17 protein-coding genes and 1 tRNA gene are annotated in these 16,238 nt (G+C 70.5%); 13 read left to right on the top strand and 5 right to left on the bottom strand.

The window, feature by feature from the left end:
* Nucleotides 1-208 precede the first annotated feature (208 nt).
* Nucleotides 209-724 (top strand): YwqJ-related putative deaminase, encoded by a 516-nt coding sequence (locus ACFYXA_RS23680; RefSeq protein ID WP_130442417.1) that lies wholly within the window; start codon nt 209-211, stop codon nt 722-724.
* Nucleotides 725-807: 83 nt separating this feature from the next.
* The gene (locus ACFYXA_RS23675) at nt 808-1,305 is read left to right on the top strand and encodes an SUKH-3 domain-containing protein (RefSeq protein ID WP_351099992.1); all 498 of its coding nucleotides are present in this window, start codon (nt 808-810) and stop codon (nt 1,303-1,305) included.
* Nucleotides 1,306-1,378: 73 nt separating this feature from the next.
* On the opposite strand, the gene ACFYXA_RS23670 is transcribed toward ACFYXA_RS23675, so the two are convergent.
* Nucleotides 1,379-2,665 (bottom strand): histidine kinase, encoded by a 1,287-nt coding sequence (locus ACFYXA_RS23670; protein ID WP_352247771.1) that lies wholly within the window; start codon nt 2,663-2,665, stop codon nt 1,379-1,381.
* A gap of 166 nt (nt 2,666-2,831) precedes the next feature.
* Between ACFYXA_RS23670 and ACFYXA_RS23665 the strand changes: the two genes are divergently transcribed.
* The 7 genes from ACFYXA_RS23665 (at nt 2,832) to ACFYXA_RS23635 (ending at nt 8,521) form a co-directional block, all read left to right on the top strand.
* The gene (locus ACFYXA_RS23665; protein ID WP_389036203.1) at nt 2,832-3,680 is read left to right on the top strand and encodes a hypothetical protein; all 849 of its coding nucleotides are present in this window, start codon (nt 2,832-2,834) and stop codon (nt 3,678-3,680) included.
* Between the two features lie 14 nt (nt 3,681-3,694).
* A tRNA-Gln gene (locus ACFYXA_RS23660) sits at nt 3,695-3,770 on the top strand.
* 110 nt (nt 3,771-3,880) lie between these two features.
* Entirely contained in the window at nt 3,881-5,329 is a 1,449-nt protein-coding gene (gene glmU, locus ACFYXA_RS23655; RefSeq protein WP_352247773.1) for a bifunctional UDP-N-acetylglucosamine diphosphorylase/glucosamine-1-phosphate N-acetyltransferase GlmU, read from the top strand.
* Between the two features lie 135 nt (nt 5,330-5,464).
* The gene (locus ACFYXA_RS23650) at nt 5,465-6,439 is read left to right on the top strand and encodes a ribose-phosphate diphosphokinase (RefSeq protein WP_130442412.1); all 975 of its coding nucleotides are present in this window, start codon (nt 5,465-5,467) and stop codon (nt 6,437-6,439) included.
* 187 nt (nt 6,440-6,626) lie between these two features.
* The gene (locus ACFYXA_RS23645; RefSeq protein ID WP_352247774.1) at nt 6,627-7,226 is read left to right on the top strand and encodes a 50S ribosomal protein L25/general stress protein Ctc; all 600 of its coding nucleotides are present in this window, start codon (nt 6,627-6,629) and stop codon (nt 7,224-7,226) included.
* A gap of 84 nt (nt 7,227-7,310) precedes the next feature.
* Entirely contained in the window at nt 7,311-7,907 is a 597-nt protein-coding gene (gene pth / locus ACFYXA_RS23640) for an aminoacyl-tRNA hydrolase (RefSeq protein WP_352247775.1), read from the top strand.
* A 65-nt stretch (nt 7,908-7,972) separates the two neighbouring features.
* A complete protein-coding gene (locus ACFYXA_RS23635) occupies nt 7,973-8,521 on the top strand; it encodes a hypothetical protein (RefSeq protein WP_352247776.1) in 549 nt (182 codons plus the stop codon).
* A 78-nt stretch (nt 8,522-8,599) separates the two neighbouring features.
* Here ACFYXA_RS23635 and ppc read toward each other — a convergent pair whose 3' ends face one another.
* The gene (gene ppc, locus ACFYXA_RS23630) at nt 8,600-11,329 is read right to left on the bottom strand and encodes a phosphoenolpyruvate carboxylase (protein WP_352247777.1); all 2,730 of its coding nucleotides are present in this window, start codon (nt 11,327-11,329) and stop codon (nt 8,600-8,602) included.
* A gap of 298 nt (nt 11,330-11,627) precedes the next feature.
* Here ppc and ACFYXA_RS23625 point away from each other — a divergent pair, with 298 nt between their 5' ends.
* Both ACFYXA_RS23625 and ACFYXA_RS23620 read left to right on the top strand, forming a co-directional pair.
* Nucleotides 11,628-12,638, top strand: coding sequence for an acyl-CoA desaturase (locus ACFYXA_RS23625; protein ID WP_389035972.1), 1,011 nt, complete (start codon nt 11,628-11,630; stop codon nt 12,636-12,638).
* Nucleotides 12,635-13,315: a TetR/AcrR family transcriptional regulator gene (locus tag ACFYXA_RS23620; RefSeq protein WP_352247779.1), complete on the top strand. Its 681-nt coding sequence runs from the start codon at nt 12,635-12,637 to the stop codon at nt 13,313-13,315. The genes ACFYXA_RS23625 and ACFYXA_RS23620 overlap by 4 nt, the downstream gene beginning before the upstream one ends.
* Before the next feature lie 64 nt (nt 13,316-13,379).
* Here the strand turns inward: ACFYXA_RS23620 and ACFYXA_RS23615 are convergent, their stop codons facing one another.
* Complete coding sequence (locus ACFYXA_RS23615; RefSeq protein ID WP_352247780.1) at nt 13,380-13,553, bottom strand: CsbD family protein; 174 nt, start codon at nt 13,551-13,553, stop codon at nt 13,380-13,382.
* Nucleotides 13,554-13,672: 119 nt separating this feature from the next.
* On the opposite strand from ACFYXA_RS23615, the gene ACFYXA_RS23610 reads away from it, so the two are divergent.
* Nucleotides 13,673-13,915, top strand: a complete 243-nt coding sequence (locus ACFYXA_RS23610) for a type II toxin-antitoxin system prevent-host-death family antitoxin (RefSeq protein ID WP_352247792.1) — start codon at nt 13,673-13,675, stop codon at nt 13,913-13,915.
* Nucleotides 13,916-13,979: 64 nt separating this feature from the next.
* On the opposite strand, the gene ACFYXA_RS23605 is transcribed toward ACFYXA_RS23610, so the two are convergent.
* Nucleotides 13,980-14,783, bottom strand: a complete 804-nt coding sequence (locus ACFYXA_RS23605; protein WP_352247781.1) for a trans-aconitate 2-methyltransferase — start codon at nt 14,781-14,783, stop codon at nt 13,980-13,982.
* An 89-nt stretch (nt 14,784-14,872) separates the two neighbouring features.
* Between ACFYXA_RS23605 and ACFYXA_RS23600 the strand changes: the two genes are divergently transcribed.
* Complete coding sequence (locus ACFYXA_RS23600) at nt 14,873-15,370, top strand: MarR family winged helix-turn-helix transcriptional regulator (protein WP_130442390.1); 498 nt, start codon at nt 14,873-14,875, stop codon at nt 15,368-15,370.
* Here the strand turns inward: ACFYXA_RS23600 and ACFYXA_RS23595 are convergent.
* The gene (locus ACFYXA_RS23595; protein ID WP_352247782.1) at nt 15,329-16,117 is read right to left on the bottom strand and encodes a response regulator transcription factor; all 789 of its coding nucleotides are present in this window, start codon (nt 16,115-16,117) and stop codon (nt 15,329-15,331) included. The genes ACFYXA_RS23600 and ACFYXA_RS23595 overlap by 42 nt on opposite strands.
* Nucleotides 16,118-16,238 lie beyond the last annotated feature (121 nt).

The following is a 16,238-nucleotide window of genomic DNA, read 5'->3' as shown; positions in this document are numbered from 1 at the left end:
GACGCGCGTCAACCGCACGCCAAGCGGTGCCGACAGCCTATGCGGTACGACGACACCGGTCACCGGGCCTCCGCTTCCGTGACCAGCCGTCACCCCACCGTGACGACGCGCCCCCAACCGGGCGTGTCGCAACGCCCCAGCTTCCCCAGCAGCCTCGCCATTTGGCACCCTGTGACCTCCGGGGGACGCACGGGAGGGGAAGACCACCATGAACGGCACGCAAACGGGACCGCACGCCGGCCACTCCGGCGACCCCCGCATCGGCTGGAGCCACGCCGACACCCCCCACGTCCCCACCCTCCTGCACCGCCGCGACGGCATACTCCCCACCATCGCCGCCGCCCTCTCCGTCCGCGGCGAAACCCTCACCTGCACCGCCGCCCGCGGCGACCAGCCGCCCACGCTCCACCCCCTCGTGCAGGACTTCCTCGACACCCTCCCCACCGCCCAGCGCAACCGCTTCACCGGCCGCTGCGCCGAAGCCCTCCTCATCTCCCGCCACATCGCCGCCGTCGACGCCACCCGCAGCAGACGCGCCGCCCGCAAACCGATGACCAACGGCGAAGCCCGCAAAGCCCTCAAGCAGGCCAAACTCACCGCCCGACGCATCCGCGAGGACGGCGACCCCCTCCACGGCAGCTTCGCCACCCCCTGCCGCGCCTGCACCGCCCTCAGCGACCACTTCGGCGTCTACATCGTCGACCCGGCACGCACCGACGGCTGACCCCCTCCACACACACCGCGACACCCGCGACAGAGCGCGAAGCACCACCGCACAACCGCACGATCTCGACGGACGAAGGGCAGATGCACCCCGATCACCGCACCCCCACCACCCGCTTCCCCGCCCCCGTCGACGCCGCCCTGCGCGCCGCCGGATGGCGCCCCGGACGCTGGGACATCAAACAGGCCGAACTCTGGGCCGACCGCCTGCGCGACCACACCTCACCCGCCGGCCACCGCCACGCGGTCTTCCCCGCCGCCGTCGAAGCCTGGGCCGAGTTCGGCGGCCTGCGCGTCGCCCCCACCGGCCCCGGCCGGCAGGTCGCCCCCGCCACCGTCGACCTCAACCCTCTGCACGGCCTCCACATGGCCCGCACCCTCGCCGACCTCAGCCGCGCCCTCGACACCGACGTCAGCCCCCTCGGCGCCGAAACCGACCACAACGGGCTCATCGCCATCGACGCCGAAGGCCGCGTCTACGCCCTCGACCACACCGGCGACTGGTACGTCGGCCCCGACATCGACCAAGCCCTGGGCGCCCTCGTCTCCGGCATAGAACCCACCCGCCTCACCACAGGCTGACCAACCCGCCCCACCGCAGCCGACAGGCACCCCACCGACCCGCCCCACCGCAAGCCGGCCGGCGCACGGCAGCTCACCCCGCCGGGATCACCGCCGACACCCGGAAGCCGCCCGCCTCCGTCGGCCCCGACACGAACACCCCGCCCAGCGCCACCACCCGCTCCCGCATCCCCACCAGACCGTTGCCCCCAGACGGCAACCGCGCCGACGCCGCCGAACCCGCCTCCGGCGGCGGCTCGTTCTCCACCTGCATCGCGATCTCCGCCACCCGGTGCGCCAACCGCACCCGCGCCTTGGCGCCCGCCGCGTGCTTGTGCACGTTCGTCAACGCCTCCTGCACCACCCGGTACGCCGTCTGCTCGATCTCCGGCGCATACCCCCGCACCTCACCCTCCACCGACAGCTCCACCACCATCCCCGCCGCCGCGGACTGCCCCACCAACTCCTCCAACTCCTCAAGGCACGGCCCCTCGCCCTCCTCCACGACCCGCGCCACCGCCACCGCCGCGACCGCCTCCACCGCCGGACGACGCTCCCCCTCACCACCGCTGCGCAGCACCCCGAGCATCTCCCGCAGCTCCATCAACGCCTGCCGCCCCATGTCCCCCACCAGCGCGGCGTTCCTCACCGCCTTCTCCGGATCCTTCCGCGCCACCGCCTGCAACGCCGCCGCGTGCACCACCATCAGACTCACCCGGTGCGCGACCACGTCATGCATCTCCCGCGCGATCCGCGTCCGCTCCTCGTTGCGGGCCCACTCCGCCCGCTCCTCCGCCCGCTCCGCGAGCAACTGCAGCTCCCGCTCCAGATCGTCCGCCCGCTCCCGCAGGCTCTCCATCAACCGCCGCCGCGCCCCCACGTACAGGCCGAGCAGCAACGGCGGCGCGGTCAGACCGAGCGAGATCGCGATGGAGGCGAACGGCACGAACCAGTCGCCCAACGTCAGATCGCCCCGCGCGATGTCCTGCCGCACCCGGACGAACGTCACGATCAGCGTCCCCACCAGCTGCATCCCCGCGAGCGACGCGATGATCCGCCGCGGCAGCTCCGTCGCCGCCAGCGTGTAGAGGCCGACGGTCCCCATCAGGAAGCCCATCTCGGCCGGTGTGATCGCGATCGCCACCAGCACCACGGCGATCGGGTACCTGCGGCGCACCAGGAGCACCGAACCGGCGAGAAACCCGAACACCACCCCGACGCCCAGCGGGATACCCGCCTCCCGCGCGAACGGAACCCCCTCCGCCGCGCACTCCAGCGCGGACGCCACCGCGAGACACCAGTCGAACACCGCACTACGGCGCCTGCCCCACCACCAAGGCCCTCCCCGAGCCGTGGCGGTCTCTTCCCCCGTCGTGGTCATGCCTCCACCCTACGGGCGCAACCCCCGCTTTTCCCGCCCCATTTCCCCACCCGCCCTACAGCACGGCAGGTAACCGAACACCTACGAAACCCGCCAACATCCCTCGAACTGCTGAACCAGGGCCGTTCGACTCCGGAACCTGACATTCCGGCCGGACGGTATGCGCATGGCACATTCCCACGGCAAGTACGCGGACTTCGAGGACCTGCGCGAGCAGGCGATCACCCTGCGGCGGGCGGGGCTCAGTCGCCGCCAGATCCGCGACCGGCTGCACGTCCACAACAGCGACATCCTCAACCGACTCCTTGACGGCGAGGCCGCTCCCGAGTGGACGAAACGGCCGAACGCGAAGGACGACCTGAGGGACAGGGCGAGGGAGCTGCGGCTGCAGGGCTGGACGTACGACCAGATCCAGGTGGAACTCGGGTGCTCCAAGAGCTCGATCTCACTCTGGGTACGGGACCTGCCGAGGCCGGAGCGCCCCCGCCCCAACACGCAGGCAGCACGGCTCGGCGTGCAGCGTGCGGTCGAGAATCGCGCTGTCGCGCGAGCCGAGCTGCAGGCGAAGGCATGCGCCGAGATCGGGCCGATCACCAGCCGTGAGCTGTTCCTGGTCGGCGTCGGGCTCTACTGGTCCGAGGGAGCGAAAGCCAAGCCGGGCTCACACCGGCGCGTCATCTTCGTGAACAGCGACGCAGACATGATCAAACTCTTCCTGGCATGGCTGGACCTGTTGGGCGTCGAGCCCGAGCGCCGACGGTTCTCGGTGAACATCCACGAATCGGCCGACGTACCAGCGGCCGAGGCCTACTGGGCCAGCCAGGTCGGCATCGACATCGATGACCTTCTGAAGACGAGCCTCAAGAGGCACAACCCCAAGACCAACCGGACCAACACCGGCGCGAGCTACCACGGTTGCCTCAGGGTCGCCGTGCTTCAGAGCGCCGACCTACACCGTCGCATCGAGGGATGGTGGTCTGGCATGGTGGTGGAGGCGAGGCGCGGAACCGCGTAGGCTGCACTCGGTAATCCCCCGTGGTGTAATCGGCAAGCACTGTGGCTTTTGGTGCCATCTGTCCGGGTTCGAGTCCTGGCGGGGGAGCCATATCGTTCGGGTCCTGACCTAGACAAGGTCAGGACCCGTTCTCATGCCCCCCGGAAACCGCCCCGGTATCCTTCGGATGTCCCACCTCTCCACAGCCGAAGGGCAATTCCGTGAGCGCCATTCGCCCGGCAGCCGTCGTCGTTCTCGCAGCGGGTGAGGGCACCCGTATGAAGTCCGCCACCCCCAAGGTCCTCCACGAGATCTGCGGTCGCAGCCTCGTCGGGCATGTGCTGGCCGCCTCGCGGGAGCTGGACCCCGAGAACCTGGTCGTCGTCGTCGGGCACGCGCGCGAGAAGGTCACCGCCCACCTGGGCGAGATCGACCCGGACGTACGCACCGCGATCCAGGCGGAGCAGAACGGCACCGGGCACGCCGTGCGGATGGGCCTGGAGCAGCTCGGCGGGACGGTGGACGGCACGGTGGTCGTGGTGTGCGGGGACACCCCGTTGCTGACGGGTGAGACGCTCGCGCGGCTCGCGGCCACGCATGACGCGGACGGCAACGCGGTGACCGTGCTGACGGCGGAGGTGCCGGACGCGACGGGGTACGGCCGGATCGTGCGGGACGCGTCCACGGGTGCGGTGACGGCGATCGTGGAGCACAAGGACGCGACGGAGGAGCAGCGGGCGGTCCGGGAGATCAACTCGGGGGTGTTCGCGTTCGACGGGGCGCTGCTGGCTCAGGCGTTGAAGCAGGTGCGTACGGACAACAGTCAGGGCGAGGAGTATCTGACGGACGTGCTGGGGATCCTGCGGGAGGCGGGGCACCGGGTGGGTGCGTCGGTGGCGGGGGATCACCGTGAGATCGCGGGGATCAACAACCGGGTGCAGTTGTCGCAGGCGCGTCGGATCCTGAACGAGAGGTTGCTGACGTCGGCGATGCTGGCGGGTGTGACGGTGGTGGACCCGGCGACGACGTGGGTGGACGTGTCGGTGACGTTCGGGCAGGACGCGGTGGTGCAGCCGGGGACGCAGTTGCTGGGGTCGACGCATGTGGGTGAGGGCGCCGAGGTGGGGCCGAACTGCCGGCTGAGGAACACGTCGGTGGGGGCCGGGGCGCGGGTGGACAACACGGTGGCGGACGGGGCGCAGATCGGTGCGGGTGCGTCGGTGGGTCCGTTCGCGTATCTGCGGCCGGGTACGCGTCTGGGTGCGAAGGGCAAGATCGGTACGTACGTGGAGACGAAGAACGCGTCGATCGGCGAGGGTACGAAGGTGCCGCATCTGTCGTACGTGGGTGACGCGACGATCGGCGAGTACTCGAACATCGGTGCCGCGAGCGTGTTCGTGAACTACGACGGGCAGGACAAGCATCACACGACCGTCGGGTCGCACTGTCGTACGGGTTCGGACAACATGTTTGTGGCTCCTGTCACTGTCGGGGACGGCGCGTACACCGCCGCCGGTTCGGTGATCACGAAGGATGTGCCGCCCGGTTCGCTGGCCGTGGCCCGTGGTCAGCAGCGCAATATCGAGGGCTGGGTGGCTCGTAAGCGTCCGGGCAGCGCGGCGGCGAAGGCGGCGGAGGCGGCCTCGCGGCAGGGCGAGGGCCAGGACTGACCGGAAACGAGTGCGTCGAACACGGCGTACCGTGATAAGTGCACACCCGCACCCCCACCAGCTGAGACGGCCGCGTCGCGCCCAGTGGCGAGGTCTGTCGGCATCCAGTTGAGACACCTCTTAGGAGACAGTGCTGTGACCGGGATCAAGACGACCGGCGAGAAGAAGTTGATGTTCTTCTCCGGCCGCGCCCACCCCGAGCTTGCCGAGGAGGTCGCCCACCAGCTGGGTGTCGGGGTCGTCCCGACGAAGGCCTTCGACTTCGCCAACGGTGAGATCTATGTCCGTTACCAGGAGTCGGCGCGTGGTGCGGACTGCTTCCTGATCCAGAGCCACACGGCTCCGATCAACAAGTGGATCATGGAGCAGCTGATCATGATCGACGCGCTGAAGCGCGCGTCGGCGCGTTCGATCACCGTGATCGTGCCGTTCTACGGTTATGCGCGGCAGGACAAGAAGCACCGTGGGCGTGAGCCGATCTCGGCGCGTCTGATCGCGGATCTGATGAAGACGGCGGGTGCGGACCGGATTCTCACGGTGGATCTGCACACGGACCAGATCCAGGGTTTCTTCGACGGTCCTGTGGACCACCTGTTCGCGCTGCCGCTGCTGGCGGACTACGTGGGCAGCAAGGTGGACCGCACGAAGCTGACGGTGGTCTCGCCGGACGCGGGCCGGGTGCGGGTCGCGGACCGCTGGTGCGACCGGCTGGGGGCGCCGCTGGCGATCGTGCACAAGCGGCGTGACAAGGACGTGGCGAACCAGGTCACGGTTCACGAGGTCGTGGGTGAGGTCAAGGGCCGGGTGTGTGTCCTGGTCGACGACATGATCGACACGGGTGGCACGATCTGTGCGGCGGCGGACGCGCTGTTCGCGCACGGTGCGGAGGACGTCATAGTGACGGCCACGCACGGTGTGCTGTCGGGTCCGGCGGCGGACCGGCTGAAGAACTCGAAGGTGAGCGAGTTCGTGTTCACGAACACGCTGCCGACGCCGGGTGAGCTGGAGCTGGACAAGATCACGGTGCTGTCGATCGCTCCGACGATCGCGAGCGCGGTGCGTGAGGTGTTCGAGGACGGTTCGGTGACGAGCCTGTTCGACGAGCAGTAGGCGTCGTCGGCCGCGTTCCGCGGTGATCGATTTCTGTGCGGCCTCTTTCGCCGAGTAGACTTCTGAAGTTGCTCGGCGAGGGAGGCCGCACTGCTGTGCGGTTGTCCGTTATCGACGCGCTCTTCGTAGCAGGCCGTTCGTGGCCGGGTGACCCCGTCCGTTCCGCTTACTGCGAGGAGTGATCGTTATGTCCGAGGTGAAGATCTCCGCCGAGTCGCGCACCGAGTTCGGCAAGGGTGCCGCCCGTCGTATCCGTCGTGCCGACAAGGTTCCCGGTGTGCTGTACGGCCACGGCGCCGACCCGCTGCACCTGACGCTGCCGGGCCACGACCTGCTGCTGGCGCTGCGTACGCCGAACGTCCTGATCTCGCTGGACATCGACGGCAAGACCAACGAGCTGGCGATCCCGAAGGCTGTGCAGCGCGACCCGTTGAAGGGCTTCCTGGAGCACGTCGACCTGCTGCTGGTCAAGCGTGGCGAGAAGGTCACGGTCGAGATCCCGGTGCACGCCGAGGGCGAGCTGGCGCCGGGCGGCAACCTGCTGGAGCACGTCCTGAACGCGCTTCCGGTCGAGGCCGAGGCCACGCACATCCCCGAGTCCGTCACGGTGTCCGTCGAGGGCCTGGAGGCCGGCGCCTCCGTCCTCGCCAAGGACATCAAGCTGCCGAGCGGTACGACGCTGGCCGTCGACGAGGACGCTGTGGTCCTCCAGGTCCTGGCCGCGCAGGCCGAGGAGGCCGCTGAGGGCGAGGAGTCCGAGGCGGGCGACGAGGCCGCCGAGGCCTGATCAGCCGTCCGGCCGCCGTCGGCGGTTTTGGCTCCAGCCGCCGCTCTCCTGTGAGAGCGGCGGCTGTCGTGTAGGGAGAGAGACGTGACGAGCGATCCGAACGCCCCCTGGCTGATCGTGGGGTTGGGCAATCCGGGCCCGGAGTACGCGATGAACCGGCACAACGTGGGGTTCATGGTGGCCGATCTGCTGGCCGAGCGGATCGGGGGGAGGTTCAAGCGGGCGGGCAAGGCGCAGGCGCAGGTCGTGGAGGGCCGGATCGGGCCGCCGGGGCCGGGGAGCCGGCGGGTGGTGCTGGCGAAGCCGATGTCGTACATGAACCTGTCGGGCGGTCCGGTGAACGCGCTGCGGGACTTTTACAAGGTGCCGTTGGCGAACGTCGTGGCGGTCCATGACGAGCTGGACATCGACTTCGGGGCGCTGCGTTCGAAGCTGGGCGGCGGGGACAACGGGCACAATGGTCTGAAGTCGATGACGAAGGCGATGGGCGCGGACTACCACCGGGTGCGGTTCGGGATCGGGCGGCCGCCGGGGCGGATGCAGGTGGCGGACTTCGTGCTGAAGGACTTCGCCTCGGCGGAGCGCAAGGAGCTGGACTACTTCGTGGACCGTGCGGCGGACGCGGTGGAGTGTCTGGTGATCGACGGTCTCGAGCGGGCGCAGAGTACGTACAACTTGTGACTTGTCGGTCGGTGAAACGCCCGATGAGTTGACTGTTCGTGGCGGCATGGCCAAGGATCCCGGCCATGCCTGCCATCGCCGTCTCCTCCCGTAGGCGTCCCACCCGCCGGGCTCACCGGGCCTCCTCCCGCCGGGCCGCCGCCTCCCGCAAGGCTTCTGCCGCCGCGCTGCGGTTCGGCAGAGCGGCGGCGACGGCGGTGGTGTCGGCGCTGATCCTGGTGGCGGGGGTGTGGGGTTCCTGGGGCACCGCGCAGCACGTGATGCTGACGAAGGGGCGGGAGCAGGGCACGGTCGAGGTGACGCGGTGCGGTGAGGTGTCGTGCTCGGGCCCGTACACGCCGTTGTCGCCGGGGTCGACGCCGCGCCCGCGTGTGGTGATCGAGAAGACGGTGGCGGTGCGGTCGGGGCAGACGTACACGGTGGTGATCAAGCCGGCCAGCGACGAGGTGGTGCGCTCGGGTCCGGCGGGGGTGCTGTACTCGTGGGTGCCGATGGGCGGCGCGCTGCTGCTGGCGTCGGTGGTGGTCGCGGGCGGTCTGCGGCGGGTCCGGGCCGGCTGGGTGCTGGCGGGCGCGGGGGTGACGCTGCTGACGGCGGCGTTCCTGGCCGTGTAGGACGAGCCGCCGTACAGGACGAAGGGCGCCTCCGGGGTCGTACGACCCTGGAGGCGCCCTTCGTCGTGTGCGTGCGGGTCAGCCGGTGTTGCGCAGGCCGGCTGCCACGCCGTTGACGGTGAGGAGGAGGGCGCGGGCGAGCAGGGGGTCGGGTTCCTCGCCGGCGGCCGCGGCGTCGCGCTGGCGCTTGAGGAGCGTGACCTGGAGGTAGGAGATCGGGTCCAGGTAGGCGTCGCGGATGCCGAAGGTCTGCTTGAGGGCGGGGGTGGCGTCCAGCAGCTCACGCTCGCCGGTGATCTTGAGGACTTCGGCGACGGTGAGGGCGTGTTCGGCCTTGATGCGGTCGAAGACGTGCTTGAGCTCGTCGGGGACGAGTGTGTCGACGTAGTGCTGGGCGATCCGCAGGTCGGTCTTGGCGAGGGTCATCTCGACGTTGGAGATGAAGTTGCGGAAGAAGTGCCACTGCTCGTGCATCTCGTCGAGGACGGTGTCGAGGCCGGCCTCGCGCAGGGCCTTCAGGCCGGAGCCGACGCCGAACCAGCCGGGGACGATCTGGCGGGACTGGGTCCAGCCGAAGACCCACGGGATGGCGCGCAGTCCGTCGAGCGAGACGCCCGAGCCGGGGCGGCGGGAGGGCCGCGAGCCCAGGTGCAGGTCGGCGAGCTGGTCGACCGGCGTGGAGGCGAGGAAGTACGTCGGCAGGTCGGGGTCCTCGACGAGTGCGCGGTAGGCGGCGTGGGCGGCGTCGGAGACGACGTCCATGGCGGCGTCCCAGCGGGCGAGGGCCTCGTCGGACTGGCGGGGCGCGGTGTGCAGGGCGGAGGCCTGGAGGGTGGCCGCCACGGTCAGTTCCAGGTTCTCCCTGGCCAGGGAGGGGATGAGGTACTTGTCGGAGATGACCTCGCCCTGTTCGGTGACCTTGATCTCGCCCTCCAGGGTGCCCCAGGGCTGGGCGAGGATGGCGTCGTGGGAGGGGCCGCCGCCGCGGCCGACGGTGCCGCCGCGGCCGTGGAAGAGGCGCAGCCGCACGCCGTAGCGGTGGGCGACGTCGCGCAGCCGGCGCTGGGCGCGGTGGATCTCCCACTGGCTGGTGGTGATGCCTCCGAACTTGGAGGAGTCGGAGTAGCCGAGCATGACCTCCTGGACGTCTCCGCGCAGGGCGACGAGCCTGCGGTAGGAGGGGTCGGAGAGCATGTCCTCCAGGATGGTGTCGGCGGCCTTGAGTTCGTCGGTGGTCTCCAGCAGCGGCACGATGCCGATCTTGGCCCAGCCGGCGTGGAGGTCGATCAGGCCGGCCTCGCGGGCGAGGACGGCGGCGGCGAAGACGTCGTCGGCGCCCTGGCACATGGAGATGATGTACGACTCGACGACCTCGGGGCCGAAGACCTCCAGGGCGCGCTTGACGGTGAGGAAGACGCCGAGGGTCTTCTCGCCGGCCGCGTCGACGGGGGCCGGGGTGGGGGCGAGCGGCCGCCTGGACCTGAGCTCCTTGGCGAGGAGCTTGGTGCGGTACTCGCGGGGCATGTCGGCGTAGCGCCAGGACTCCTCGCCGAGGCGGTCGAAGAGCTGGCCGAGGGCGTGGTGGTGGGCGTCGGCGTGCTCGCGGACGTCCATGGTGGCGAGCTGGAGGCCGAAGGCGGCGAGGGTGCGGATGGTGCGGTTCATGCGGCCGTCGGCGAAGAGGGCGCCGCGGTGCTCGCGCAGGGAGGTCTGGATGAGGACGAGGTCCTTCAGGAGCTCGTCGGTGCCGAGGTAGTCGCGGCCGGGCTCGTGCGGGATGTTGCGGGCGAGGCGCTGCTTGGTGTTCTCCAGCTTCTGCCGGATGCAGGTGGCCTTGAGCCGGTAGGGCTCCTCGGCGTTGAGGCGCTTGTAGCGGGGGCTGATCTCGGGGAGGCGTTCGAGGTCGGCGCGCAGGGATTCCAGGAGTTCCTCGGTGGCCCCGGTGTACCTGATCGAGTTGGACAGGAAGCCGCGCAGCTCGTCGATCATCTCCAGGGCGTCGTTGATGCCGTGCTCGTGCTGGAGGATGAGGACGTCCCAGGTGACCTGGGGGGTGACGTTGGGGTTGCCGTCGCGGTCGCCGCCGATCCAGGTGCCGAAGGTCAGCGGGCGGGTGTCGTCCGGGAGGGTGACGCCCACGCGTTCGAGTTCGGCGGTGAGGTCCTCGAGGACGTCCCCGACGGCGTTCGCGTGGAGTTCGTCGAGGTAGTAGATGGCGTTGCGGGCCTCGTCGGCGGGCTCGGGGCGTACGACGCGCAGTTCGTCCGTCTGCCAGACCAGGTCGATGTTCTCGGCGAGACGGGTGTCGTAGCGGCGGCGGTCCGACTCGATGACCGGGGTCTCCAGCAGCGCGGCGATCCGCCGCAGCTTGTTGAGGACGGACCGGCGCGCGGCCTCGGTGGGGTGGGCGGTGAAGACGGGCCGGACGTTGAGGTTGCGGACGGTCTCGCGGACGTGGTCGGGGTCGGCGTCCTTGAGGCGGTCGGCGGTGCGGGCGAGGAGGCCGCCCTCGGCGGCGCGCCGGGCGCGCAGTTCACGGCCGCGGTGCACCTGCTCGGTGACGTTGGCGAGGTGGAAGTAGGTGGAGAAGGCGCGCACCAGCTTGGCCGCGGTCTGCAGTTCGGTGCCGCGCAGCAGTTCGGCGGCTGCCTCGCCGTCCTCTCTGGTGAGGCGGCGGACCTTCTCGACGAGGTCGAGGAGCTCGGGGCCCTCCTGCCGGACGAGGGTCTCGCCGAGGAGGTCGCCCAGTCGGCGGATGTCGGCGCGCAGCTCGGTGCTGGTGGTCGTCTGGTCGTCGGCACTGCTCACAGGTGCGGCTCCTTGCAGTGTTGAAGCTCATCCGGGAGGGGGAACCCCGCCATGTCCCGGTCCCACGGCGGCTGCGCCGCTCACGGGCCGGGCATCGGGGTGGAAAACAGAGCGGACCGCGCTGTCCGACCGCCTCCAAGGATAGGTGTCGGTGCGGACGCGCAGTCTGGCGGGCTCTTGCCGCCGGGCGAGGCACTGCCATACTTACGATGCCGTAGGTTACGGAACCGTAGGGAACAGCCCGTGGTTCGCGGCCTGCCGGCTCTGTCGTCAGTCCACCACCCCACAGGGGACGCGCATGAGCACACCATCCGACGTGATCGAAGACCCTTCGAAGGCGCCCGTCGACTCCGCCGCGCTCTCGGCCACCCTGGGTGGCGAACAGAAGCGCTCGATCGAGCAGGTCACCCTGCTGCTCTTCATCATCGTGCCGTTCCTGGCGCTGCTCGCGGCGGTGCCGCTGGCGTGGGGCTGGGGGGTGAGCTGGCTGGACCTCGGACTCATGGTCTTCTTCTACTTCCTCGGGTGCCACGGCATCACGATCGGCTTCCACCGCTACTTCACGCACGGTTCCTTCAAGGCGAAGCGGCCGCTGCGGATCGCGCTGGCGATCATGGGTTCGATGGCGGTGGAGGGTCCGCTGGTGCGCTGGGTGGCCGACCACCGCAAGCACCACAGGTTCTCCGACGCCGAGGGCGACCCGCATTCGCCGTGGCGGTTCGGGGAGACGGTCCCGGCGCTGATGAAGGGCCTGTGGTGGGCGCACATCGCCTGGATGTTCGACGAGGAGCAGACGCCGCAGGAGAAGTACGCGCCGGATCTGGTGAAGGACCCGGCGATCCGGGCGATCTCACGGCAGTTCGTGCTGTGGACGGCGCTGTCGCTGGCGCTGCCGGCGCTGATCGGCGGGCTGGTGACGATGTCCTGGTGGGGCGCGTTCACCGGCTTCTTCTGGGGTTCGCTGGTCCGGGTCGCGCTGCTGCACCATGTGACGTGGTCGATCAACTCGATCTGCCACGCGGTGGGCAAGCGGCCGTTCAAGTCGCGGGACCGCTCGGGCAACGTGTGGTGGCTGGCCGTACTGTCGTGCGGGGAGTCCTGGCACAACCTGCACCACGCCGACCCGACGTCGGCGCGGCACGGGGTGGAGCGCCTGCAGGTGGACTCCTCCGCCCGTTTCATCCGGATCTTCGAGAAACTCGGGTGGGCGTACGACGTGCGCTGGCCGTCACGCTCGCGTATCGATTCACGCCGGAACGCGGGGGAGGACGGCTCCCGACGCCGGAAGGCCACCGCCGAAGCGGCATGATGGACGCCGTGTCGACCGACTCCAGCAGCACCCCGAGCAACGAGGCCAAGCCGAGGCGCACGCGCCGCACGCGGATGACCGGCGCCGAGCGACGCCAGCAGTTGCTGGAGATCGGCCGGACGCTGTTCGCGGCGCGGGGCTTCGAGGGCACGTCGGTAGAGGAGATCGCGGCGAAGGCCGGGGTGTCCAAGCCGGTGGTGTACGAGCACTTCGGCGGCAAGGAGGGGCTGTACGCGGTGGTCGTCGACCGCGAGATGCGCCGGCTCCTCGACATGGTGACGAGTTCCCTGACCGCCGGTCATCCGCGGGAACTGCTCGAGCAGGCGGCGTTCGCGCTCCTCGACTACATCGAGGAGTGCACGGACGGCTTCCGCATTCTGGTCCGGGACTCCCCCATCCCGCAGTCCACGGGTTCCTTCGCCTCCCTGATCTCGGACATCGCCACCCAGGTGGAGGACATCCTCGGCCGCGAGTTCAAGAGCCGCGGCTTCGATCCCAAGCTGGCGCCGCTGTACGCGCAGGCGCTGGTGGGGATGGTGGCGCTGACGGGGCAGTGGTGGCTGGACGTGCGCCGGCCGAAGAAGGCGGAGGTGGCGGCGCATCTGGTGAACCTGGCGTGGCACGGCCTGGACGGCCTGGAGGCCAGGCCGCACCTGATAGGGCGCCGCAAGAGCTGACACGGGGAGGGCCCCCGCCTCACTAGGCGGGGGCCCTCCCTGAAACCTTGCGCTCTCAGCGCTCTCAGCGCTTGAAGACGTCCTTCGCCTTCTCCTTGGACTGCCGGGCGTCACCCTTGGCCTGCTCGGCGCGGCCCTCGGCCTCCATCCGCTCGTTGCCCACGGCACGGCCGACCGTCTCCTTGGCCTTCCCCTTGGCCTGCTCCATCTTCGCCTTGGACTTCTGCTCGCCTGCCACTACTGATCACTCCCAGTCAGGTCTGCGGTCTGTCTTGTGACAACGGGTGACCCGACCGTCCCGCTTCAAACCCCGACCCGCCGGATCGGTCCTGTGGCAGAGTGCCGCGCATGGCATAGATCCCGGTCGACGAGGCCGGCCGCCGGCTCGGCGAACTCGTTCGCCGCATAACCCATGACGGCGAGACCATCGCGCTCACCGAGCACGGCGATGTGGCGGCGCTGCTCGTCTCCCCGCAGGTGCTGGAGGACCTCGAGGACGCCTTGGCCGTGGCCGACTACCGGCGGCGCAAGGCGGAGGGCGAACTCACGGCGGGCATTCCCCACGAGGAGGTCCGACGCCTGCTGGGGCTGGACCACTGACGTCAGCTGTCAGCCCGTCCGGCCACCGGGCCGGCCGCCGCCGTCCGCGACGGCGGCGATCACCTCACGCCCCCTTTCTCGCCACCGCGAACAGGCGGCGGAAGGGGAGGACCGTGCCGTAGTCGTGGGGCGGGTAGGCCTCGCGGAGCAGGGTTCGGTATTCGGCGAGGAAGGCGTCCCGGGCTTCGGGGTCGTCGGCCAGGGCGGCGAGGACGGGGCGCAGGCCGGTGCCCTTGACCCAGTCGAGGACGGGGTCGGGGCCCTTGAGGACGTGGTGGTACGTCGTCGTCCAGACGTCGGTGTCGCAGCCGAGGCGGGCGAGGCGGTCGAGGTAGACGCCGGGGGCGTGGACGGAGTCCTCGTGGCGCAGGACGTGGGCGAGGCGGCCCTTCCAGCGGGGGGTGTTCCCGAGTTCGCGCATGAGGGCGTGCAGGGGCGCGTCGATGTTGTGGGGGACCTGGAAGGCGAGGACGCCGCCGGGGGCGAGGCCGTCGAGCCAGGCGGGGAAGGCGTCGAGGTGGCCGGGGACCCAGTGCAGGGCGGCGTTGGAGACGATCACGTCGTAGGTCTCGGCGGGCGTCCAGGCGGTCAGGTCGGCGTACGCGAAGTCGAGGCGCGCGCCGGCGTGCGCCTGGGCTTCGGTGAGCATCTGCTCGGAGTTGTCGTAGCCGGTGACGTGGGCGTCGGGCCAGCGCTCGGTGAGGTGGGCGGTGACGTTGCCGGGGCCGCAGCCGAGGTCGGCGACGCGCAGCGGCCGTGCCGGGTCCCCGGGCGGGTCGGGGACCCGGGCCAGGAGGTCGCCGAAGGGGCGGGCGCGGTGGTCGGCGTGGCGCAGGTACTGGGCCGGGTCCCAGGCGGTGTCGGTCATGACGTCCACTGTCCACCCCGCACTATCTTGATGTCAAGAGACTCGACATCAAGAGACTTCACGTCGACACAACCACTACACTGATCGTCATGGAGGACGAGGTCGATCGACTGGTCTCAGCGTGGCGCCGCGAGCGCCCGGACCTCGACGTGGAGCCGCTCGAGGTGCTCAGCCGGGTGAGCCGGCTGGCCCGTCACCTGGACCGGGCGCGCCGTCTGGCGTTCTCCGAGCACCAGCTGGAGCCCTGGGAGTTCGACGTGCTGACCGCGCTCAGGCGCGCGGGCGCCCCGTACCAGCTCTCGCCCGGCCAGTTGCTGACGCAGACGCTGGTCACCTCGGGCACGATGACGAACCGGATCGACCGGCTCGCCAAGAAGGGCCTGGTGGAGCGGCTGCCCGACCCGAGCGACCGGCGCGGCGTCCTGGTCCGGCTCACGGACGACGGCAAGGACCGCGCCGACCAGGCGCTGGCCGGCCTGCTCGCCCAGGAGCGGGCGATCCTCGCCGAGCTGTCCCACGCCCAGCGCGGTGAACTCGCCGGTCTCCTACGCCAGTTGACCGCCCCGTTCGACAACATCCCCGGCTAGGGGCCGGCCGGCGGCCCCCAGGTCGGCGGGTCCCACTCCCGCCCGGCGGGCCAGGGCGACGGCGGCCAGGGTGGAGTGGACGCCCAGCTTGCCGAGGACGTTCTGCATATGGGTGCGGACCGTGTGCGGGGAGAGGAACAGCCGCTCGGCGACGGCCTTGCGGCCCAGGCCCGCCACCATGCAGCGCAGCACCTCCCGCTCCCTCGGCGTGAGGGACTCCACCAGCCGCTCGCTCTCCGTGCGGTGCCGGCGCGCCGCCGTCAGCTCCCGCAGTACGCCCGTCAGCAGCGCCGGCGGCAGATGCGTCTCCTCGCGCAGCACTCCGCGGATCACGCTGAGCAGCCGCGACAGCGAGCAGTCCTTGGCCACCCACCCCGACGCCCCGGCCTGCAGGGCGAGGGCCGCGCGCCGCGGGTCGTCCTTCTCGGCGAGGACGACGATCCGTACGGCCGGCTGCGCGGAGCGGACACCGGCGACGAGGGAGATCCCGTCGACGAGCCCGTCCTCGTCGCCGTCCTGCACCGGTACCGCCGGCCGCATGCCCGGCAGGTGGCCGCCCAGGTCGGCGTCGACGAGCAGCACGTCGTACCGGCGGCCCTCGGCGGCCGCGCGCTCCATGCTGCGCAGCGCCGCCGGGCCGCTGCCGGCCGCCGAGACGTCGACGTCGGGCTCGGCGGCCAGGGCCGCGGCGAGCGACTCGGCGAAGATACGGTGGTCGTCGACGACCAGGACTCGGATACGAACCACGAAACCCCCTTCCCCACACTCCTCGCGGAGCAGGGGATACCCCAGGTCCGGAGAACGACGACCGGCGCGGGCACGGCGCCCGCGAGGTGGTGCGCGTCGGCACGGCCGCCGCCGTGCCGAC

It is taken from the genome of Streptomyces sp. NPDC002566 (assembly GCF_042889585.1).
Lineage (GTDB): Bacteria > Actinomycetota > Actinomycetes > Streptomycetales > Streptomycetaceae > Streptomyces.
This window is presented reverse-complemented; position numbering and strand designations above follow the sequence as displayed.

Bases quoted from the DNA above. Each gene is read 5' to 3' on its own strand.
- ACFYXA_RS23625 (WP_389035972.1), top strand. From the start codon at position 11,628: ATGAGCACACCATCCGACGTGATCGAAGACCCTTCGAAGGCGCCCGTC.
- ACFYXA_RS23665 (WP_389036203.1), top strand. From the start codon at position 2,832: ATGGCACATTCCCACGGCAAGTACGCGGACTTCGAGGACCTGCGCGAG.
- ACFYXA_RS23600 (WP_130442390.1), top strand. From the start codon at position 14,873: ATGGAGGACGAGGTCGATCGACTGGTCTCAGCGTGGCGCCGCGAGCGC.
- ACFYXA_RS23670 (WP_352247771.1), bottom strand. From the start codon at position 2,665: ATGACCACGACGGGGGAAGAGACCGCCACGGCTCGGGGAGGGCCTTGG.
- ACFYXA_RS23645 (WP_352247774.1), top strand. From the start codon at position 6,627: ATGTCCGAGGTGAAGATCTCCGCCGAGTCGCGCACCGAGTTCGGCAAG.
- ACFYXA_RS23635 (WP_352247776.1), top strand. From the start codon at position 7,973: ATGCCTGCCATCGCCGTCTCCTCCCGTAGGCGTCCCACCCGCCGGGCT.
- ACFYXA_RS23680 (WP_130442417.1), top strand. From the start codon at position 209: ATGAACGGCACGCAAACGGGACCGCACGCCGGCCACTCCGGCGACCCC.
- ACFYXA_RS23675 (WP_351099992.1), top strand. From the start codon at position 808: ATGCACCCCGATCACCGCACCCCCACCACCCGCTTCCCCGCCCCCGTC.
- ACFYXA_RS23620 (WP_352247779.1), top strand. From the start codon at position 12,635: ATGATGGACGCCGTGTCGACCGACTCCAGCAGCACCCCGAGCAACGAG.
- ACFYXA_RS23605 (WP_352247781.1), bottom strand. From the start codon at position 14,783: ATGACCGACACCGCCTGGGACCCGGCCCAGTACCTGCGCCACGCCGAC.